Raw genomic sequence first — 23,205 nt, forward strand, 5'->3', positions numbered from 1 at the left:
CTCCTCGGGTCTCGCGGGCAAGGGGTACGGGATTCGGGGGCACGGGCGGCCCCGGTGGCACACGCGGTGCGGGTCACAAGTAGTGGGTCGCGGCGCCCTCACCGATCTCCACGAGCAGCAGGCTCCACGCGGCGGCCGGGCTCGCGCTGAGCAGCACGGCGCGCTGTCCGTCTTGCAGGCCGCCGCGTTCCAGCTCTGTGTGCAGGTTCAGCAGGACGTCGTTCGGGCCCAGGTGGCCGTACTGCCGGAGGTTGTCGAAGCACGTCGTGCTGATCTTGATGTCGAGTGTCTCCTCGGTGAACCGGAAGCCCCCCGCGGACAGGTTGTGGCTGAGGTGGCAGTCGATGTCGGCCGCCGTGAGGCCGTTGCGTTCAAGGAGGCGCCGGTACATGGCGCGCAGCCGGTTGCGGGTCTCGACCGCGAGCTTGAAGGAGTACGCGGTCAGGTCGCCGCACTCCTCGCGCCACCGGTCGGTGGGCCGGTCGCGGTAGTCGACGTGGAAGAGGTCCCAGTAGGCGCCGTTGGTCTCCTGGACGATGTCGAGGATGCGGATCGGGCCGCTGCGTGAGACGAGCGCGGCCGCGCCGCCGTCGCCGCTCACGGTCACCGGGTGCCGGTAGCGCTGCGGTGTGGGCGGCTTGCTGCCGTGGGCCACCAGGACGTGCTCCAGCTCCGGGTCGGCGGCGAGCAGTCCGCGGGCGGCGAGCAGGGCGGGCGTCAGGGAGACACAGCCCAGGCCGCCGACGGAGAACGTCAGCGCCTTGCGGGCCCCGAGCAGGTCCTGCAGCCGGGTGGCCGACGAGCTCATCAGCGTCTCGGGGGCACGCGAGTCGATCAGGATCAGCGCGCCCAGGTCGTCCGCCGCGAGCCCGGCCTCGGCCAGGGCCCGCTGGGCGGCCCGTCCCGCGAGGTCGAAGGCGCCCAGGGTGTCGTCCGCGCGGACCTCGTCGATGCCCAGCTGCGCACAGGTCTCGCGCGCCGCCTCTCCGAGCTCGTCGAGGCCGGGCAGCTCGGCGAGCGGCAGCACGCCGTCCGGTTGGTAGACGGCCACCGTGTCGAGGGCCGTCGCGGAGGCCATCAGCGGTCGCCTTCTGTGTCGTCCGTGCTCTCCGTGCTCTCCGTGCTGTCCGTGTTTCCCGTGGTGTCCGTGTTTTCCGCCGCGGCGAGCTCGGTGAACGCCGTGACCAGGTGGTCGGCGAGGGCTTCCATGTCGGCGTCGGCCACCGATCCGCGGGAGACCACGCCGATCTCGAGGACCCCGTCGATCACATGGCTCTCGACCACGATCGGCACCTGGGCCAGCAGCGACTCGGGCAGTGTCGACAGGGCCATGGAGCGCATCCGGATCGAGTCGCCGGCCAGCTTGGCAAGACCGTTGTTGGCGTTGGCCAGGTGCTCGACGAGGAGTTGCGGCTCCGGGAGCTCGCGCAGCTGTGCGACCTCGGTGGTGGGCGGGCTGAGGTGGCGCAGGACGCCGTAGCCGATGCCGTCGTTGGGCACGGCGAGCGCCGTACCGGCCGCGGGCAGGAGTTCGGCGGGCCCGGCCCCGGGCTCGACGCGCAGGAAGACCGGGAAGAGATGGGTGAACCAGCCGAAGGACGTGCTGCGGTCTCCGTGCCACAGGGCGTTCGGCGCGGCCCCCATGCCCAGCGCGCTGAGGTAGGCGTCGGGCGTGCCGCGCCACCGGGACCAGGCCACCGCGACCGCGGCCAGCGCGGCCTGCTGGCCCGAGGGCCCGCTGTCGGAGAGCCGCGCGGCGACGCGGCCCTCGACGGTACGGCGCACCAGGCTCGGCGGCTCACCGGCCGTGCCGTTCTCGGGCGCGGGCAGCGCACCGGTCCCGGCGCTCAGGATGCCCTGCCAGTAGGGGAGTTCACCGGCGACCTCGTCGGATGCGGACATCGCACGCAGCTGATGGGTCCACTGCCGCCAGGCGGCCGGGCGGACGGCGGCCGCGGCCTGGCCGGCGAAGGCGGCGTTGAGGTCGTCGACCAGCGGCACGAACGACAGGGCGTCGTAGACGAAGTGGTGGATGACGAACAGGATCACGCCAGGCAGGGATGCGCCGCGGTCGTAGAACCTGGCGCGAAGGAGCGGACCGCGGCCCAGGTCCACGTCGGCCAGGAGTTCGTCCAGGTCGGCCTCCAGATAGGCGTCCAGCTGCTCCTCGTCCAGTGGCGGCAGCACCCTGACGTCGACGACCGGAGCGGTCTCGCGTTCGGCGCATTCGATGCGCCAGCCCAGGCTGTTGTGGCGGAAGCGGTAGCGCAGCGGCTCCTGGATCTCGACCAGGCGCTCGAAGGCGGCGCGCACCTGGTCGCCCCGGACGCCGGGCGCGGTTTCCAGGATCACGGGCCGGATGAAGTCCTTCGCGTCGTAGCCCGACTCGGCGAGCATGGCCTGCACCAGCGGGCTCGGCGGTATCGGCTCGACCACGGGCGCCGGGGCCGCGGACCGCGCGGCCGGCTCCGGTGCGGAGGCCACGAGCACCGATCCCTTCCCGGCGAACGCGGCCAGCTCGCGCAGAGTCGGGTGTTCGAGCACGTCGTGCGGGGTCAGCCGCAGCCCGGCCCGGGTGGCGCGCGAGGCGATGGCCACGGTGAGCAGGGAGTCACCGCCGATCCGGAAGAAGTTGTCGCCCGGCGCCACCCGGCCGATGCCGAGCACCTCGGCCCAGATCGCGCCGAGGATCCGCTCGGCCTCGCGCCCGGCCGCGTCGAGGACCGCGCCCGGTGTCGCGGCCGTGGTCACCGAGCTCAGCTCGTCGATCGTGTTGTGGTCGAGCACTTTGCTCTCCTTCATCGATTTACGGTCGAGCTTTCCGTTGGTCGTCTTGGGCAGGTCGTCGTGCCGCTCCACGCGGCCCGGCACCATGTACTCCGGCAGGGCGCGGGCCACCCACCGGGTCAGTTCTTCCTCGGGGACGTACGCGCCGGCGACGTGGGCGACCAGGAGCTGGACGCCGGAGGGCTGCCGCTCGGCGAGGACCACCGCCTCGCGGACCTGCGGGTGGTCCATCAGGACCCGTTCGATCTCGGCAGGCTCCACGCGCTGGCCGCGCAGTTCGAGCTGGTGGTCGTCGCGTCCCTCGAACTGCAGGGTCCCGTCGCCGCGGATCAGGGCCTGGTCGCCGGTGCGGTACATCCGGGCGCCGGGCTCAGCCGCGAAGGGGTCGGCCACGAAACGGGCTGCCGTCAGGCCGGGCTTGCCGTGGTAGCCGCGGCCGACGTTGACGCCGCCGAGGTAGACCTCGCCCCGCTCGCCCCGGTGCACCGGCCGCCCCCTGGAGTCCAGGAGGTAGACGCGGGCGCCCGGCAGCGTCCGCCCGATGTCCGGCAGGCCCTCGTCCCCGGCCTCGGCGTCGGTCACCCGGCCCGCGGTCGCGCAGAGGCCGCACTCGGTGGGTCCGTAGACGTTGAGCAGCGTGAACGGTGCGCGGCGCGGCGGCCGCAGCCGCAGCACGTCGCCGCCGGTGAGTACGTAGCGCAGCCCGAGCCCGGGCACGTCGGGGAGCTCGGCCAGGATCAGCTCGGCCAGCGGGGTCGGCATGCCCGCCACGGTGATGCCGAGGCGGGCGAAGTCGGCGAGGAGGTTTTCCGGGGTCTGCAGCCGGTCCTGCACGAAGCACAGCGTCACGCCGTGGTAGAGGGCGCACAGGACTTCGAAGGCGGCCAGGTCGAAGCCGGCGGCGGCGAGCTGCGCGAACCGGTCGTCGGCGGTGAGCTGCGCCTCCTCGCCGAACCAGCGCAGCAGGTTGATCAGGACGCGGTGCTCGACCTCGCAGCCCTGCGGGTGGCCGGTGGAGCCCGAGGTGTGCACCACGTAGGCGAGGTTGGCCGTGCCCGCCCGCTGCGGCGGGGCGTCAGGACCGGTGTCCGTCCCCGCGGCCGCGGCGGCCGGGTCGGCGATCCGCAGCACCGGGAAGCCTGCGTCCGCGTAGCGCTCCATGCCCGGGCCCGCCAGGAGTACGGGAGCGGTGATCCCGGCGAGTACGGAGCGCACCCGCTGCTCCGGGACGCCGGGGTCGACCGACGCGAACGCGCCGCCCGCCTTGAGGACGGCGAGCCAGCCGACGACCAGGTCCGCACCGCGGTCCGCGATCACGGGGACGGCGACGTCCGGGCCCACGCCGTGCTCGACCAGGCGCCGGGCCAAATGGTTCGCCCGCCGGTCGAGCTCAGCGAAGGTGTGCTCGCCCGCCGCGTCGACGACGGCCGGTTCGTTCGGGCGCCGCGCGGCGTGCTCCGCGAAGACATCGCCGATCAGCCGCTCGTCGGGGGTCCGGAACGGCTCCCCGGCCAGGATCGATGGCTCGTCCTCCTGCTTCAGGAGGTCGGCCAGGGGCCGGTCGGGCTCGCGCATCGCGGCCGTGGCGACATCCTGGAAGAGGCCGACCAGACGGCGTGCGGTCTCGGGCTCGAACAGGTCGACGGCGTACTCCAGGTAGCCGTCCATCGGGCCGCCGTCCTGGTCGTACAGGCCGAAGGTGAGATCGAACTTGGAGGTTCCGGGGGCGATTCCGGAGACCGTGGAGAGCTCTTCGCCCACGCGCTCGGCTGTGAGGTCCGCCAGGTCGAAGGGGGCGGTGGCGGTGTTCTGGTGGGTGTAGCAGACCGTGAACACCGGGTGGCGCGACGGGTCGCGGTGATCCGTGTCGGCGACGATCTTCGCGAAGGGGATCTCCTCGTGGTCCAGGACTCCGGTCGCCGTGGTCGCGCAGCGGGCCAGCAGTTCACGGAAGCTCAGGCCCTCGTCGACCCGCGTACGGAAGGGGAGCAGGTTGTTGAAGTAGCCGATCAGGTCGTGTGTGCCGGGGTTGAAGCGGCCGGTGGTCGCCGCGCCCACCACCACGTCCCGGTGGCCGGCCCACAGATGCAGGACCGCGTCGATCACGGCGAGCATGGTGACGAAGGTCGTCGTGCTCTCGCGGATGCTGAAGGCGCGCAGCTGACGGGCGAGTTCATCGTCGAGGCAGAACTTCACGCTGTCGCCCGCGAAGGACTGCACGGCCGGGCGCGGGTGATCGAGGGGCAGCTCGGGGGAGTCCAGGCCGGACAGCTGCGCACGCCAGTACTCCAGGCCGCGCGCCATGCGCTCCGAGTCAAGCCACTGCCGCTGCCAGGCGGCGAAGTCGGCGTACTGGACGGGGAGTTCGGGCAGGGCGGGGGCGGCAAGGCCGCGGCGCGCCGCGTAGCAGGAGGCGAGCTCCCGGTAGAAGACGGCGGGGGTCCAGCCGTCGAAGGCGATGTGATGCCAGGTGTGCGCCACCACGTGGTCCTCGTCGCCGATCTTGATCACCACGGTGCGGAAGAGCGGGCCGCGCGCGAGGTCGAACGGCTCGGTCGCCTCCGCCGTCATCGCCCGTGTCAGCTCCGCGCGGCGCTCGGCGTCCGGCATGTCCGTCAGGTCGCGGAAGGTCAGCTGCGGCTCGGGCAGGTCGGCCAGGACGTACGGCCTGCCGTCCTCGTCCGGGATGCGCGTGCGCAGGACTTCCTGGCGGGCCAGGACGTCACGCAGCGCGCCCCGGAACGCGTCGAGGTCCAGAGGGCCGACGTAGCGCAGGTTGATGGGGATGTTGTACAGGGCGGTGCCGGGCTTGAGCCGGTCGAGATACCACAGCTGCTCCTGGTTGAAGGAGAGCGGCAGCCGGCCAGGACGGTCGATCGGGGTGATCGTCCAGTCGTCGTTCTCCGGGCCCTTTGCGCGCAGCAGGTCGATCCGCGCGGCCAGTTCGCGCAGCGTGGGGTACTCGTGCAGGTCGGCGAAGGTGAGGCGTACGCCGAAGAGTTCCTGGGCCTTGCGCAGCACCATGATGCCGGCGATCGACGTCCCGCCGAGGTCGAAGTAGTTGGAGTCCGCGGTGACCTTCTCGGCCTTGAGGACGCTCGCCCAGATCTCGGCCAACCGCGGTTCGCTCGCGCCCGCCCGTGGTGCGGGCCGCCCGGCGGCGGCGTCGGCGGTGTCGGCGGCAAGGGCTCCGTTGGCGCGGGCGGGCGGCAGCGGGGCGCCCGGCGGCCGGCACCAGCAGGGCACCTCGTCGACGTCGAACGGGTAGGTCGGCACCTCGATGCGGTGCGCCTCGACGCCCTCGTAGTGGCGGTGCCAGTCGAGGTCCGCGCCCAGCGAGTACAGCGTGGCAAGGGCGGAGAGCACGCCCTCACGGGTGGGGTCCGCGAAGAGCCGGACGACCGGCAGTTCCGGCGCGATCCGGGTGATCTCGCGGGACAGCGCGCCGTCGGCGGCCAGTTCGACCAGGACCGCGCCCTCGTCGGCGAGGCTGCGCACCGCGCGGCGCAGTCCCTCCTCGTTGACCTGGCTCGTGAGCGGGGCGCCTGTGGCCTTCTCCCGGGCCTCTGCCATGGTCGCCGGGTCCTGGACGGACCGCACCACCAGGTTGCCGATCCCGTTGCCGACCAGGCGTGCCTCGGTCAGCCCCAGGGAGCGCGCCAGGCGGTAGGCCGTGTGCTGCCGGTCGAGCAGCCGGGCTCCGGGCGAGGCGTCACCGTTCCCGCCCGCGGCGTCCTGCTCCTCGGCGAGCCGGGGGAAGGCCGCGCGCAGTCCCGCCCATGTCTCGTCGCCGAGGTCGGCGTCGCCGGAGAAGAGCAGCACCACGGGCGCCCCGGCCGCCGGCTCCCGCTCGCCGGAAAACGGCGTGCGCAGCATGTCGGCCAGTTCCCGGGTGTCGCGGGCCGTCGCGGCCCAGCGGTAGGGGTGGTCGTCGCGTCCCCGGTTCAGGGCGTGCGCCACGTCGGGCAGGTGCTGCCCGGTGCGGTCGAGGAAGTCGGCGACGCGCTGGGCGTAGGCCTCCAGGGCGTGGGGCGACTTGGCGGAGAGGGTGACCAGCTCGGCCCTGGTTTCGCGTGGTGCCGGGGCGGGGTCCGCGGCGGGCGGTTCCTCGACGACGGCGTGCACATTGGTGCCGGTCAGGCCGAACGAGCTCAGGCCCGCCCGGCGGGTACTGCCCGCCGTGCGCTCCCAGGTCGTGGCCTGTGTGTCGACCCGGACGGGACCCGTGAAGTCGATCAGCGGGTTGGGTGTCTCGAAGTTGGGGTTGGGATAGCGGGTGGAGTGCCGCAGTCCGGCCAGGACCTTGAACAGTCCGGCGACACCGGCCGCGTGGTTGAGGTGGCCGATGTTGCCCTTGACGCCGCTGATCCCGCACGGGCCGTTCAGGCCCTCCTCGGCGAAGGCCTGCCGCAGCCCCTCGGCCTCGATGACGTCGCCGAGGCGGGTGCCCGAACCGTGGCACTCGATGTAGTCCGGCGGGCCGGAGCCGGCCTGCCGCCAGGCCTCGACCACCACCCTGGCCTGCCCGCGGGCGCTGGGCGCGCTCATGCTCGTGGCGCGGAAACCGTTGTGATTGACGGCTGTGCCGCGCAGCACGCCGTGGATGTGATCCCCGTCGGCGAGCGCGTCGTCGAGCCGCTTGAGCAGCAGCAGCCCGCCGCCCTCGCCCCCGGTGGTGCCGTCCGCCCGCGCGTCGAAGGGGCGGCACACTCCCTCGAGGGATTCGAGGCCGGGCGTGGGCACGCGTTCGTGCTCGGGCGCGATGACCGGGAAGACGCTGACCCCGCCCGAGATCGCCAGATCCGCCTGCCCGCTGCGCAGTTGGTCCACGGCGGTCGCGATCGCGGTGAGGCTGCCGCTGCACGCGGTGTCGACCACCAGCGTGGGCCCGGCCAGGTCCAGGAGGTAGGCGATGCGCCCGGCCGCGGCGGACGGGTGCGAGCCGAGGATCTGCTGCGGGTCGTCCTCGGTGTAGAGGCCGGCGTAATAGGGCTCGGGCGCGCTGAGGATGACCGCGGTGTTGGAGCCCTTCAAGTCGCCGGGCGCGTAGCAGGCGTTCTCGATCGCCTGGTGCGCCAGCTGAACGGCCAGACGCTGATGCGGGTCCATCAACTCCGCTTCGCGCCGCGAGAGCCCGAAGAACCGGTGGTCGAAGAGATCGATCCGGTTCAGGTAGCCCATCGCCACGTACTCGACATCGGTGGGCGCCCCGGCGTAGTGGATCCGGTCCTTGCCCGGCGCCCGTACGCTGATCCGTCCGTCGAGCAGGTTCTGGTGCAGGGTGTCCAGGTCGTCGGCCTCGGGCAGGGTCATGGCCACCCCGATGATCGCCACGGCGTCCCGGCCGAGGGGGGTGCCCCCGGACAAAGACGGGGGGAGGCTCGGGTGCGTCATAGTTCGTACCCCAATTCGTCAGTCGTTTCGCGGGCGGTCATGTCATCGGTGGCGTCGAGCAGCCGGGCCATCGCCTCGACCGAGGTGTGCTCGAAGTAGGCGCTCAACGGCACCTCGGCCAGGCCGAGTTCGGCCAGGCGGCTGCTCAGGGCGAGGAGGGAGAGCGAGGTTCCGCCGGCCTCGAAGAACTTCTCGTGCACGCCGATCGCGTCCCGGTCGAGCAGGTCCGCCCAGATCGCGGCGACCGCACGCTCGGTGTCGGTGCGCGGCCGCACGAAGGCGGCCCCGGGCCGGGCCCGGGCACCGCGGGGGCTCGGCAGGGCGTGGCGGTCCACCTTGCCGTGCCGGGTGAGCGGCAGGGCCTCCAGCTCGACGAAGGCGGAGGGCACCATGTACTCCGGCAGGCCGCGGGCCAGGTGTGCGCGCAACTCCGCGTCGAGGCCGTGGGGCGGGCGGGGCACGTCGGCCGGCACGACGTAGGCGACCAGCTGCTGCCCGCCGGCGCCACCAGGGCTCGGCCTGGCGACCACCACGGCCCTGGCGACGGCCGGATGGGCCAGCAGAGCGGACTCCACCTCGCCGGGCTCGACCCGGAAGCCGCGTATCTTCACCTGGTCGTCCGCGCGCGTCTTGAACACCAACTCGTCGTCCTTGGCCCACACCACCACGTCCCCGGTCCGGTACATGCGCTCGCCCGCGCCGCCGTACGGGCAGGCCACGAAGCGTCCCGCCGTGAGTCCCGGCCGGTGCGCGTAGCCCCTGGCCAGGCCCGAACCGGCGAGGTACAGCTCGCCCTCGACGCCCGGCGGAACAGGCCGCAGGCGCTTGTCCAGGACGTAGGCGCGCGTGTTGTCCATGGGCCGCCCCACCGGGAACGCGGCCCCGACCTGACCGGCCGCGGTCACGCTGTGCGTGGTGGCGAAGATCGTCGCTTCGGTGGGCCCGTAGGCGTTGGTGACCGTGAGGCCGGGGCAGGCCCGCAAGACCCGCTTCACCGCCTCAGCGGGCACAAGCTCGCCGCAGGGCAGCACCTCGCGCACACCGGCGAAACTCTCCGGGCGCTCGTCCGCGATCACCGAGAAGAGGCCCGCGGACATGCACAGCGCGGTCACCCGCTGCTCGGCGATCACCGTGGCGAGCGCGTTGACGTCCAGCTTCCCCGGCGGGGTGACCACGACCCGGCCGCCGTTCAGGAGGGGCACCCACATCTCATAGCCCGAGATGTCGAAGGTCGTCGCCGCGTGCATCAGCACCCGGTCCTGGACGCCGCCGCGCCAGCGCCGGTCCAGCGCCAGGTCGGCCAGGGCACGATGGCTGACGCCGGTGCCCTTGGGCACCCCGGTCGACCCCGAGGTGTAGATGACGTACGCCAGCCGGTCCGGACGGGCCGCGTCGGGCAGATCGCCGCAGGGCTGGGCGGAGACGGCCGAGGCCGTCGCCGGGTCGTCGAGGACCAGCCGGGGGCAGTCGCCGTGCGGCATGGCGGCCGCCGCCTCGCGGGTGGTCAGCAGCAGCGCGGGGGTGGCGTCGCCGAGCATGAACTCCAGGCGCTGGGCCGGGTGGTCGTGCGCCAGGGGCACATAGGTGCCGCCGGACTTCAGCACGGCCAGGACCGCCACCACGTACTGCGCCGAGCGGGGCACGGCCACCGCAACCGGCGACTCGGCGCGCACGCCCCGCCGCACCAGTTCGCGGGCGAGCCGGTTGGCACGCTCGTTCAGCTCCCGGTACGTCAGCGTCTCGTGCCCGCTCACCAGCGCGAGGGCGTCCGGCGCGGTTGCGGCGCGCTGCTCGAAGAGCGCGGAGACCGTCTGCCGCGGTGTGGCCGCGGACGTGTCGTTGACCGCGTTCAGCAGCCGGTCCCGCTCGGCGGGGACCAGGGCGTCCACCGAGTCGAGCCGCCGGCGCGGGTCGGCGGCCAACGCCCCGACGAGACGTACGAAGCGGGCGGCGAGAGCCTCTGCCGTACCGCGGTCGAACAGATCGGTGGCGTACTCGACGAGCCCGCGAAGCCCGTGCCGCGACAGCTGTGCGCCGTGCGGCCCGGACGGCTCCTCGACCTGGAACAGCAGATCGAACTTCGCCGTACCGGTCACGACGGGTTCGGGGGCGGCCCGCAGACCGGGCAGTTCGAGATCCGCCATGCCGATCTGCCAGAAGAACGCGACCTGGAACAGCGGATGGTGTGCGGTGGACCGCTCGGGATTCAGCGACTCCACGAGCCGCTCGAAAGGTACGTCCTGGTGGTCGTAGGCGCTGACGGCCTTGTCCCGCACCTGACGCACCACGGACTCGAACGACGCGTCGCCCGCCAAGGCGGCCCGCAGCACCCACGTATTGACGAAGAACCCCACCAGATCGGCGAGCCCCTCGTCGGTGCGTCCGGCGATCGGCGCCCCGAGGACCACGTCATCGCCGCCGCCCGACAGATGCAGCAGCACCGCGAGCACCGACTGCAGCACCATGGGGACCGTGGCGCCCTGCGCCCGCGCCAACTCCTCGACCCGGGCGAGCACATCGGGATCGATGGTGAAAGTGACCGTGTCTCCCCGGTGGCTCGCCACCGGCGGCCGCGGCCGGTCCAGGGGCAGCCGGAGCAGTCGCGGGGCCCCGGCGAGTTCCTGGTGCCAGTACGCCAGTTGCCGTGCGAGCACGCTGTCGCGGTCGTCCGCGTCACCCAGCAGCTCCCGCTGCCACAGGGCATAGTCCGCGTACTGCACCGGCAGGTCGGTCCACCGCGGCGCCCGGCCGCTCACGCGCGCGGTGTACGCGGTCGTGAAGTCCCGTACCAGCGGCGCCATCGATTCCCCGTCGGCCGCGATGTGGTGCATCGACAGCACGAACACGTGCTCCTGGGCCCCGCAGCGCAGCACGCTTGCCCGCACGGGTATCTCCGCCGCCAGATCGAAGGGGCGGCTCACCTCCCGGGACACCGCTTCGGCTACCGCTTCCGGCGCCACGTCCCGCACCGGCACGTCCAGGACGATGCCGTCGGCCGGCACCACCACCTGTGCCGCGACGCCCCTGGCGTCCGTGACGAAGAGCGTGCGCAGACTCTCGTGCCGCGCCACCACGTCCCGCACCGCCGCGGCAAGCGCCGCTACGTCGAGATCGCCGTCGAGACGCACCACGAGCGGCAGGTGATACGTCGCAAGCGGCTCGAGTTCGTCGAGGAACTTCAGGCGGCGCTGCGCGAACGACAGCGGCACCCGCTCCGGCCGGACCCGCGCCCGCAACACCGGCCGCGCGGGCCGCGTTCCGGCGCCCACGTGCTCCGCCAGCTGCGCCACCGTCGCCGACTCGAACACCGTCCGGATGGAGACCTCGGCGCCGAGCACCGGACGCATCCGGTTGACCAGGCGCGTGACCAGCAGTGAATGCCCGCCCAGCTCGAAGAAGTTGTCGTCGATCCCGACCTTCTCGATGCCGAGCACCTCCGCGAACAGCTCGCACAGGATCTCCTCCCGCGAGGTGCGCGGCGCCCGGTAGGGGCCCGTGCCGACCGGCACGGGGGCCGGGAGCGCCTTGAGGTCGAGCTTGCCGTTGGGGGCCAGCGGCAGACGGTCGAGGATGACGAAGGCGGCCGGGACCATGTACGCGGGAAGCCGCCCGGCGAGAAAAGCGCGCAGCTCCGCCGGGGACGGCAGGGGCCCGCCCGCGACCGGTACGACATAGCCCGCCAACCGGCGCTCCCCGCCCGCCCCTTGAGCCTCATGGGCGACTACGACGGCCTGATCGACGCCCGCGTGTGCGGTCAGGACGGCCTCGATCTCACCGGGCTCGACACGGAAGCCCCGGATCTTCACTTGGGCGTCGGTGCGCCCCGTGTACTCCAGCCGCCCCTGTTCGTTCCAGCGCGCCAGATCACCGGTGCGATACATCCGCGCACCCGGTTCGGGAGCGTATGGGTCGGCCACGTACCGCCCGGCGGTCAGGCCCGGACGGCCGTGGTAGCCGCGGCTTATGTTGCCCCCGACGTACAGCTCGCCGATCACGCCCACCGGCACCGGTCCGAGCCCCGCTCCCAGGACATAGGTGCGCATGTTGCCCAGCGGGGAGCCGATCGGGGCGGCGGCCGCTGGCTCCTCGTCGGGCTCCAGGGCGTGGGTGGTGGCGTAGAACGACTCGGTCTGTCCATAGGCGTTGACGATGCGGGCGTGGGGGAGGGCCTCGCGCACCCGCCGCACCACGGGCGCTGACAGCGCCTCGCCGGCGAAGACCACCGTGTCGGCGGTGATCGGGCCCCGGGCCTGGTCGAGCAGTTCGGCGAAGACCGAGGGCACGGCGGAGATCATCCCGCCGCTCCAGCCGTCGTGCTCGCCGAGGGCGAGCACGTCGCGTACGACCTCGACGGTGCCGCCGTGGGCGAGGGTGGTGACGGTCTCGAACACGGACACATCGAAGTTGACCGAAGCGCCCGCCGCGGTGCGGGTGCCCGTGGTGATGCCGGTGCGCCCGGCGAGCCGGAGCACGCCGTTGACGACGTTGGCGTGGGTGACCGTGACGCCCTTGGGCGAGCCGGTCGAGCCGGAGGTGTACATCACGTACGCCGCGTTGTCGCCCCGCAGCGCGACTTCGGGCCGCGCGAATTCGGGCCGCGTGGCACCGGACTCGGTCAGCGGCTGTTCGTCGAGCAACAGGTGCGCCGCACCGATGTCGGTGCGCGGCAGTGTGTCGCGGGTGGGGGTGTCGGTGAGCAGCAGCACCGGGCGGGCGTCGGCCAGGATGTGCGCGAGGCGCGCGCTCGGGTAGCGCGGGTCGATCGGCAGGTAGGCGCCGCCCGCCTTGAGGACCGCGAGCAGGGCGACCACCAGGTCCGCCGACCGTGGCAGCGCCAGCGCCACGACGGTCTCCGGGCCCACCCCGCGGGCGATCAGCTCGTGGGCGAGACGGTCGGCGCGCGTCTCCAACTCCCGGTAGGAGAGGGTGAGGCCGTCGTGGGTGACGGCGGGCGCGTCCGGGGTGCGGTCCGCCTGCCGTGCGACGAGGGCGGGGATCGTCACATCGGGGGTGGGAGCCGCGGTGTCGTTGAAGCCGTGCAGCATCTGCTCCCGCTCGTCCGGCTCCAGGAGGTCCGCCTGCCCGGCCGGCGTTTCGGGGTGCTCGGCGAACTGGACGAGCAGCCGCTGGAACCGGTCCGCGATCCGCTGCACGGTCGCCCGGTCGAGGACGTCCGGCCAGTGCTGCAGGGTCAGCCGCAGATGGGGGTCGACGGCCGCGTTCACGGTCAGCGGGTAGTGCGTGCCGGACAGCGGGCGCAGGCCGGTGACCTCGATGCCCGAGGCAGCGTGTGCCTCGCCGAGGCCGACGCTGTCCACGGGGTAGGAGTCGAAGGCCACGAGCGTGTCGAACAGGACGTCGGTGCCGGTGGCCCGGTGGATTCCGGACAGGCCGTAGTGGTGGTGGTCGAGGAGTGCGGCCTGGCGCTGTTGCAGGTCGGTGAGGAGCCGGGCGAGGGGAGTGGCGGGCGCGCAGCGCACCCGTACGGGAAGGGTGTTGGCGAAGAGGCCGACCATCGTGTCCACGCCGGGCACCCCGGCCGGGCGGCCGGAGACCGTCGCGCCGAACACCACGTCCCGGCGACCGGTGAGACCGGCGAGCAGCACACCCCAGGTGCCCTGCACCACCGTGTTGAGGGTGACCCCGAGGCCGGCCGCCCGCCGTGCCAGCTGCCGGGCGGTGTCCGCATGCAGGGGCACCTCCACCTGCCCGTAGCGGACTTCCTGCGGCGCGGGCTGGTCCTGCGGTCCGGCGGCGACAGCACGTGGCGGTACCAGCAGGGTCGGGCCGTCCACGCCGTCGAGTTCCCCGGCCCAGGCGTGCGCGGCCGCCTGCTGGTCCTGCCGGGACAGCCACCGCAGGAAGTCCCGGTACTGGGGCGGCCGGGACAGCGCCGAGGCGTCCCCGGCCGAGGCGTACAGCCGCAGCAGATCCTCGATCAGGAGCGGGAACGACCAGCCGTCGAACAGCAGATGGTGCGCGGTGAGGATCAGCTCGCAGCGGTCCTGCGCCAGGCTCACCAGACCGATCCGCAGCAGCGGCGGCACGGTCACGTCGAAGGGACGGCGCAGGTCCTCGCTCAGGTAACGCTCCACGGCCGCGCTACGCCCCGCCTCGTCCAGGCCCGTCGCGTCGATGTGCCGCCACGGCAACGTCACGTCCTCGGCCACCAGCTGCACCGGATCGCCGGCCTCGCCGGGCACGAAGGCCGCCCGCAGCGCCGCGTACCGGTCGAGCAGAGCCTGACCGGCCGTGTGCATCCGCTCCGGGTCCACGTCGCCGCTCAGATGGAACACCAGCTGCATGTGGTAGGCGTCGAACGACGCGTCGGCAAGGAGCGCGTGGAACACCAGGCCGGCCTGCAAGGGCGTCAGCGGCCACACATCCGTAAGACCCCGGTAGGTGCCCTCCCACTGTTCGAGTTCGCGCCGGCCGACCGTTACCAGCGGTACGTCCGAGGGGGTGAGGCCGCCCGCGCCGGGCGCGGCGGCGTGCCGGGCGAGGCCTTCCAGGGCCGCACGCCACTCTTCCGCCAGTTGCCGGGCCTCCTCGTGCGCCAGCACTCCGGTGGCGAAGGCGAACTCGGCTTCCAGACACGGCCCTTCAGCGGTGTCGGTGGCCAGGGCCTCCACGTGCAGTGCGGCGAGGGCGGGCATGCCGGGGTCGGGCGCGGCCACCGGTTCGGCGGTGCCGGTGAGCTGGTGGAAGCCGAGGCCCCGCAGCTCCTCGGGCATGTCGGCGGCGGAGAAGCGACCCAGGTAGTTGAGTTCGATCTGCGGTGCCGGATACTGGCGCAGGGTCTCGGCGGTCCGTGGGTTCAGGTGGCGCAGCAGCCCGAAGCCCAGGCCGTGGTCGGGGATCGCCAGGAGGTGTTCCTTGACGGACTTCAAGAGCGCGCCGGCGGCCGGCCCGCCGGCGAGCACCTCGTCGAGATCGCATCCGGCGAGGTCGACGCGGACCGGGAACAGGCTGGTGAACCAGCCGACCGTGCGCGACAGGTCCGCGCCGGGGACGGCGCTCTCCTCGCGGCCGTGCCCTTCCACGGCGAGCAGCACGGAGGGCAGGGACGCGTCGGACGGCAGGGGCAGGTCGCAGGACAGAGGCAGGTCGGACGGGTCGGTCGGTACGTGCGTGTCGCGCGCCGCCTCTCTCCGGGCGACGGCCACCGCCAGAGCCGAGAGGAGTGCCTCCTGGACCCCGCAGCGGAAGGCCGCGGGCAGCGCGGTGAGCAGCGCCTCGGTGACCGGCGCCGCAAGGCGCACCCGCACGGTGTCCACCGTGTCCATGCGGTCGATCCGGGGGTCGAGCCGCCGGGAGCCGAGCACCGGGTCGGGGCCGTGCAGGATGGACCGCCACAGTTCCAGCTCCGCCACCCTGCCCTCGGCGGTCGCCTCGGTCGCGAGCGCGTGCTTCCAGCGCCGTGCGGAGGTCAGCACGGGCGGCAGTGCCGGGGCCCGGCGCGCACGGACGCGGGCCCGGGCGGCGGCGAGGTCCGGCAGCAGGATGCGCCACGACACTCCGTCCACCACCAGGTGGTGCAGGACAAGGGCGAGCCGGCCCGCGCCGCCGCGGTGCGCGGGGTCGAACCAGACGGCCTGGACCATCACCCCGGCTTCGGGGTCCAGTCGTGCGGTGGCGGCGCCCAGTTCGGCCGCTGCTTCCCGCTGCCAGTCCTTGTCCCAGCGGCCGTCGCACGTGACGCGGTGGATCAGCGCCGCCGCGTCCACGGAGCCCGGCGGCGCGACCCGCAGGCTCCCCTCACCGGCCGGATCAAGGACCGACCGCAGTACGTCGTGGTGGTCGATGACCACACCCAGGGTGGCGGCAAGACCCGCCCCGTCGATGTCGTCGGGCAGGGCGACGAGCACCGACATGGTGAACCCGGCCCAGCTGCCGCCGAGTTCGCGGATGTGCCGGGCGATCGGGGGCAGCGGCATCGGTCCCACGCCGCCGCCGTCGAATTCTTCGAGCACCGCACCCGCGGCCTGCGTCCCGTGCGCCGAGGCGAGCCGGGCGAGACCGGCCACCGTGCGGGCCTCGAAGATCTGGCGCGGGGTGACCTCGACGCCCCGGCCCCGGGCGCGGGAGACGACCTGGATGGAGCGGATGCTGTCCCCGCCCACGGTGAAGAAGTCGTCGTCGGCACCCACCCGTTCCACGCCGAGCACCTCGGCGTACACCTCGGCCAGGATCTGCTCCACGGGGGACCGCGGCGCCCGGTAGCTGCCGCCGCCGCACTCCGGGTCGGGCAGGGCCGACCGGTCCAGCTTCCCGTTGAGGGTCAGCGGCAGCCGGTCAAGGATCACGAACACGGCCGGAACCATGAACTCCGGCAGTCGTTCCGCCGCGAAACGGCGCACCTCGCCGACCGAAAGCCCGCCGGTGAGGCCGATGTCGTCGCCGCTCGCGCCCGTGCCGGGTACCAGATACCCGACGAGCTGCCGGCCCGTTCCGCGGCCCGCGCGCACGGCCACCGCGGCCCGGGCGACACCGGGGTGAGCGGTCAGGGCGGCCTCGACCTCGCCGGGCTCGATGCGCAGCCCGCGGATCTTCAGCTGGGCGTCGGCGCGGCCCGCGTACTCCAGCTGCCCCTGTTCGTTCCAGCGTGCCAGATCTCCGGTGCGGTACATGCGGGCGCCGGGCGAGGGGGCGTACGGGTCGGCCACGAAGCGTTCGGCGGTGAGCGCGGGCCGCCCGTGATAGCCGCGGCCCACCGCGCCCGCGACGTACAGCTCGCCGACCACGCCCTGCGCCACCGGCCCCAGGCCGGGGCCCAGGACGTAGGTGCGCATGTTTCCCAGGGGCCGGCCGATCGGTGCGCTGCCCGCGTCGGCGGGCGCGTCCGGGCTCCAGGCGTCGTCGTTGACCGGCAGTTCGGCCACGGTCGCGTAGAAACTCTCGCTCTGTCCGTAGGAGTTGACCACTCGCACGCCGGGCAGGGCCGTCCGCAGCCGGGCCACGAGCGCGGCGGGCAGCGCCTCGCCCGCGAAGACCAGGGTGGACACCTCGACGCGTCCGGCGATGTCGTCGACCAGCTCCGCGAAGACCGACGGCACGGCGCTGATCACCGCGCCGCTCCAGGAGGACCGTTCGGCGAGCTCCAGGACGTCGCGGACCACCTCGACCGAGCCGCCGGCCGACAGAGCCGTCAGAATCTCGAACACCGAGACGTCGAAGGCGACCGAGGTCGCGGCCAGGATCCGCGAGCCGGCGCCGACACCGGCGGGGCCCGCCAGGCGCAGCACTCCGTTCACGACGCCGTGGTGGGTGATCGCGACGCCCTTCGGGGTGCCGCTGGAACCGGAGGTGTACATCACGTAGGCGAGGTTCTGCGGCGACAGCGGAGCCGTCCGTTCGCCGTCGCGCACGTTCGTGCCGTCGCCCTCGTCCAGGCTCAGCTCGTCCACGAGCAGCCGGACGGGTCCGTCGCCGCCCGTCGGCAGGACGTCGCGGGTCGCGGAGTCGGTCAGCAGGCAGCGGGGCCGTGCCTCGGCAAGGACGTGGCCGAGGCGGCGGCTCGGATAGCGGGGGTCGACGGGCAGGTACCCCGCCCCGGATTTCCAGATGCCGAGGAGCCCCACCACCAGGTCGGCCGAGCGCGGCAGGGCGAGGGCCACCAGCTGCTCCGGCCCCGCGCCGTGGCGCAGGAGCGCGCGTGCGAGACGGTTCGCGCGGGCGTTCAGCTCCCCGTACGTCAAGGTCACGTCGCCGCACACGAGGGCGACGGCGTCGGGGGTGGCGGACGCCTGCCGTTCGAAGAGGCCGGCCGCGGTGAGGTCGGGCATGTCCGCTGCCGTGTCGTTGAGCTCGTACAGCAGCCGCTGCCGCTCCCCGGCCTCCAGCGCGTCCACGGCCCCGAGCCGCAACCCGGGGTCGGCGGCAAGCTGCCGCGCCATCCGTACGAACCGTGCGGCAAGCACCTCGACCGTGCCGCGGTCGAAGAGGTCGGTGGCGTACTCGATTTCGCCCGCGATCCCGTCCGCGGGCCCCTCGGTCATGCTGAAGAGGAGATCGAACTTGGCGGTCGCGGTCGGGACGGGGGCGAATTGGGCCTGTCGTCCGTGCAGTTCGATGTTCTCGCGGCCGTTGCCCTGCCAGGCGAACATCACCTGGAACAGCGGGTGGTGGGCGGTGGAGCGCTCGGGGTTGAGGTCCTCGACGAGGCGTTCGAAGGGCACGTCCTGGTGGTCGTAGGCTCCGACGGCCTTGTCCCGCACCTGGCGCACCACGGACTCGAACGACGGGTTGTCGGACAGGTCCGCCCGCAGCACCCATGTATTGACGAAGAATCCCACCAGGTCGTCGAGGCCTTCATCGGTGCGCCCGGCGATCGGCGCGCCGATCGTCAGGTCGTCACCCCCGCCGGTCAGGTGCAGCAGCACCGCGAGCGCGGACTGCAGCACCATCGGCACGGTGGCCTCCTGCGCACGCCCCACCTCCGCGAGCCCGGCCAGGACATCGGGGCCCAGAGTGAAGGCGACCGTGTCACCCCGGTGACTCGCCACCGGCGGTCGCGGCCGGTCCAGCGGCAGCGGCAGCGGCTGCGGCGCCCCCGCGAGCTGTCCGCGCCAGTACTCCAGCTGAGCGGCCACGAGGCTCTCGGGATCGCTCTCCTGCCCGAGCAGCTCCCGCTGCCACAGGGCATAGTCCGCGTACTGCACCGGAAGGCCGGCCCACCGGGGCGCCGCGCCGTGCCGCCGCGCCTCATAGGCCGCGGCCAGGTCACGGGCCAGCGGGGCCATGGACGCGCCGTCGGCGGCGATGTGGTGCAGCACCAGGACGAGTACGTGCTCGTCCGGCGCCGGCCGCAGCAGGCACGCCCGTACGGGTATCTCGGCCGACAGATCGAACCGGTGGGCGACCTCCTCCGCCACCGCGGCGGTCACGGCATCCGGCGCCACATCGCGCATCGGCACATCGAGGACGACATCGTCCGCCGCCACGACCTCCTGCGCGGCCACACCCCGGTCGTCCGCCGTGAACAGGGTCCGCAGGCTCTCGTGCCGCACCACCACGTCCCGCACCGCCGACGCCAGCGCCGCCGCGTCGAGGGCGCCGCTCAGGCGCAGCGTGTAGGACAGGTTGTACGTCGCCGAAGGCCCCTCGTAGCGGTCGAGGAACCACAGCCGGCTCTGCGCGTACGACAACGGCACTCGCTCCGGCCGTTGCCCGGCCCGTCGCAGCACCGGCCGCGAGGAGCGCCCCCGCGCGCCCAGCTCCTGCGCGAGCAGGGCCACGGTCGCCGACTCGAACACGACCCGCAGCGGCAGCTCCACCCCGAGTGCCGAACGGATCCGGTTCACCAACTGCGTGGCGAGCAGCGAATGCCCGCCGAGTTCGAAGAAGTTGTCGTCGATCCCGACCCGCTCGACCCCCAGGAGGTCTCCGAACAGCGCGCACAGGGCCTCTTCCCGGGCCGTGCGGGGCGTGCGTCCGCGCGATCCGGCCGCGTAGTCGGGCGCGGGCAGGGCCCGCCGGTCCAGCTTCCCGTTGGGGCTCAGCGGCACTTCGGCGATGGCCGTCACGGTCGACGGCACCATGTAGTCGGGCAGCCGCTCGGCCACGTGGGCGCGCAGTGCGGCGGAGGTGGGCAAGGCGGCGCCGTCGGCGGGCACCGCGTAGCCCACCAGGCGCCGGTCGCCGTCCTGTTCGTGACAGACGACGACCGCCCGGGCCACGCTCGGGTGCGTGGCCAGTGCGGCCTGTACTTCACCGAGTTCGACACGGAACCCGCGGATCTTGACCTGGTCGTCGGAGCGCCCGTGAAAGACGAGCTGCCCGCCCCGGGTCCGGGTGACGACGTCTCCGGTGCGGTACATCCGGCGGCCGGGCGCGCCGAACGGGCAGGCCAGGAAGCGTTCGGCGGTGCGGCCCGGCCGACCCAGATAGCCGCGTGCGAGCGCCTCGCCTGCCACGTACATCTCACCTGCCACGCCGTCCGGCACCGGGCGCAGCGCGCTGTCGAGGACGTACAGCCGGGTGTCGGCGATCGGCCGCCCGATGGGCGGAGTGCGGCCGTCGGCGATCAGGGGGTCGCTGAAGGACACGATCGCGGTGGTCTCGGTCGGCCCGTAGGCGTTGACCATGTCCCGGCCCGCCGACCACCCCGTCACCAGTTCGGGGGTGGCCGCGTCACCGCCCACGGCCAGCGAGACCACGCTCGGCAGTGTGCCGGGCGGCAGCGCCGCGAGGACGGCGGGCGGCAGGAAGACATGGGTCACCCGCCGTGCGGCGATCGTGTCGATCAGCGGGGCACCCGGGGCGAGGTCTTCCCCGGAAGCGAGCACCAGGGTGGCGTCGGTGAAGAGGGCCATGCACACCTCGTAGACCGAGACGTCGAAGCTCGGCGAGGCGAACTGCAGCACGCGGCTCTCGGCGGTCAGGCCGAGCCGTGCGCGCTGCGTGGCGACCAGGGCGGCCACGCCGGTGTGGGTGACGGCCACACCCTTCGGGCGCCCCGTCGACCCCGACGTATAGATCACATACGCGCTGTTCGCGACGGACACCGCACCGCCGGGCCGCTCTTCGTCGGTCACCGGGGTGCCGCCGTGCCGGGCCAGCGCTGCCGTGGTCGCCGGGTCGTCCAACCGGAGAACGGGGACGGCGAGTTCGGGCAGCGCGCCCGCCGTGACGGTGTCCGCCAGGACCAGCAGGGTGCGCGAGTCCTCCACCATGTAGGCGATGCGGCCCGCGGGATACGCGGAGTCCACCGGCAGATAGGTGCCACCGGCCTTCAGCACGGCCAGAAACGCCACCACCAGGGCGGGCGTGCGCGGCAGTGACACCGCGACCACTGCCTCTGCCGTCACGCCGCGCCGGATCAGTTCGCGCGCGAGCCGGTTCGCCCGCGCGTCCAGTTCCCGGTACGTCAGCGATTCGTCGCCGTACTCGACCGTGACCGCGTCGGGCGTCGTGGCGGCGCGCTGCTCGAAGAGACCGTGGACGGTGGCGGCCTCCACGGCCGGGCGAGTGTCGTCGTGTCCGTGCAGCAGGTCCCGCTCGGCGGACCCGAGCAGATCGAGGCGGGCCACGGGCAGGGTGGGGTCGGCCGCCATCTGGCGCAGGACGCGGGACAGCCGCTCGGCGAGGGTCTCGACGTCGGGGCGGTCGAAGAGCTGACGTTGGTACTGAACGGCCACCCGGAGGCGGGGTTCGGCGCGGACGGTGACCGTCAGCGGGTAGTGGGTGCCGGCGGACGCGCGGACGCCCGTGATCTCGAAGCCTTCGCCGGCCGCGTCTTCGCGGGGCACGCCTTGGCTGCCCGCTGCGTAGGATTCCGACGTCACCAGGGTGTCGAACAGGACGTTCGTGCCGGTGGCCCGGTGGATGTCGGCGAGGCCGCAGTGGTGACCGGCAAGCGCCTCCTGTCGCTCCCGCATTCCGCGCAGCAGACCGGCCATTGTGTCCGTGGGCGCGATCCTGACCCGCACCGGGAGCGTGTTGACGAACAGCCCCGCCATCGATGCCACGCCGGGCACCGCGCCGGGGCGGCCGGGCACGGTCGTGCCGAACACCACGTCCTGCTGCCCGGTCAGCCCGGCGAGCAGCAGCGCCCAGGAGCCCTGAACCATCGTCTCCAGGGAAACGTCCGACTCGGTCGCCAGGTCGCACAGGTCACGTGCGACCTCGGCGGGAAGGGCCACCTCGACCTCGTCGACCCCCGGCTCCCCATGTCCATCCGCCACTGGCCTTGATGTGACGGCGGGAGCCAGCAGTGTCGGGTCCTCGACTCCCGACAGCTCCTCGGCCCGGGTGCGGGCCGCCGCGTCGTGGTCCTGCCCGGACGACCACACCAGGAAGTCGCGGAACTCGGCCGGGCGAGGCAGCCCGGAGGCGTCCGCACCGGCCGCGTAAAGGCGCCGCAGATCTTGTACGAGGACGGGCAGCGACCAGCTGTCGAACAGCAGGTGATGGGCCGTCAGTACCAGCTCGAACTGCTCGGCGCCCACCTTCACCAGCGCCATCCGCAGCAACGGCGGCACCTTCACGTCGAAGTGGCTGCGCAAGTCCTGTGCGAGGAAAGCCTCGAAGGCCCGGTCCCGCCCGGCCTCCGCCGAAATCTCCGCGCTCAGGTCCACTTCGCGATAGGGCAGTTCCACCCCGTCGACGACCACCTGGACCGACTCCCCGTCGGCGCCCGGCACGAACGCGGTCCGGAGGTTGGCGTACCGGTCGAGCAGCGCCTGGCCTGCCGCCCGCATCCGCTCGCCCGCCACCGGCCCGCGCAGCCGGAAGACGAACTGCATCTGGTAGGCCGCGTGTGACGCGTCGTCGAGGAGCGTGTGGAAGAGCAGTCCCGACTGAAGTGAGGTCAGCGGCCACACTTCTGCCAGCCCCGGGTACGTGCGCTCCCAGGTCTGGAGCTCACGCTCGCTCACCGGTGCAAGCGACACCCGGAGTGTCCTGATACGGCGGTCGGGCTCGGCCACCCCTTGGCGGACGACCCGCACGAAGCGCTGCGCGAGGGACTCCGCGACAGCGCGGCCGTACTGGCCCGCGTCATACCGGAGCACGCCGACGAGCCCTTCCCGGGCGGAGGAGCCGGGCAGCGGGCGCAGCGGCCCCGAAGGGGCGTCATCGAGGACGGTGGCGTTCGCATCCCCATCCCGTAGACGCCTCACCAGTTGGGCGAACGACAGCTCGTCACACGCCGGATCCGCCCGCAGCACCGATGTGCCGGCCCCGAACCACGACACCGGCCGTGCCGCACTCCCGCCGGGCCCTTGGGCCGCGGGCCATCCCACCGAGAGGCCCTCGCCGCCCTCGCCGGTCCGGAGCAGCAGTGCCGAGAACGCCGCCCGCAGCACCACGGTCGCCGTGGTGTCGCACGCACCGGCCAACTCCTCGACCGCGTACACGAGGTCGTCGTCGAGGCCGAACTCCACCGCGTCTTCGGCGGTCCGGCGAGCTCCCGGTTCGTCCGAGCCGGACCAGTGCGTCGAGGTCAAGCGGCCGAGTTCGTTCTGAGAGGTAGCCACGGAGAACCGCACTCCCATCCAGTGGGGGTAAGGGCAATGCGCCCCT

Annotated in this window: 3 protein-coding genes; all 3 read right to left on the reverse strand. The window is 73.1% G+C overall.

Features of this window, described 5'->3' with window-relative positions; translation table 11 throughout:
• Positions 1–73 precede the first annotated feature (73 nt).
• From IE226_RS03100 to IE226_RS03110, 3 genes are read right to left on the reverse strand one after another with little or no spacing between them, the layout of a single operon-like run.
• Positions 74–1,078, reverse strand: a complete 1,005-nt coding sequence (locus IE226_RS03100) for a ketoacyl-ACP synthase III family protein (RefSeq protein ID WP_190079348.1) — start codon at positions 1,076–1,078, stop codon at positions 74–76.
• On the reverse strand, positions 1,078–8,181 hold the full coding sequence (locus IE226_RS03105; RefSeq protein WP_190079349.1) for a non-ribosomal peptide synthetase: 7,104 nt from the start codon (positions 8,179–8,181) through the stop codon (positions 1,078–1,080). The genes IE226_RS03100 and IE226_RS03105 overlap by 1 nt, the downstream gene beginning before the upstream one ends.
• The gene (locus IE226_RS03110) at positions 8,178–23,159 is read right to left on the reverse strand and encodes a non-ribosomal peptide synthetase (protein WP_190079350.1); all 14,982 of its coding nucleotides are present in this window, start codon (positions 23,157–23,159) and stop codon (positions 8,178–8,180) included. The genes IE226_RS03105 and IE226_RS03110 overlap by 4 nt, the downstream gene beginning before the upstream one ends.
• Positions 23,160–23,205 lie beyond the last annotated feature (46 nt).

This window comes from Streptomyces longisporoflavus (assembly GCF_014649775.1).
Taxonomy (GTDB): Bacteria; Actinomycetota; Actinomycetes; order Streptomycetales; family Streptomycetaceae; genus Streptomyces; species Streptomyces longisporoflavus.

Coding starts and splice junctions, on each gene's coding strand:
- IE226_RS03100 (WP_190079348.1), bottom strand. CDS start 1,078: ATGGCCTCCGCGACGGCCCTCGACACGGTGGCCGTCTACCAACCGGAC.
- IE226_RS03105 (WP_190079349.1), bottom strand. CDS start 8,181: ATGACGCACCCGAGCCTCCCCCCGTCTTTGTCCGGGGGCACCCCCCTC.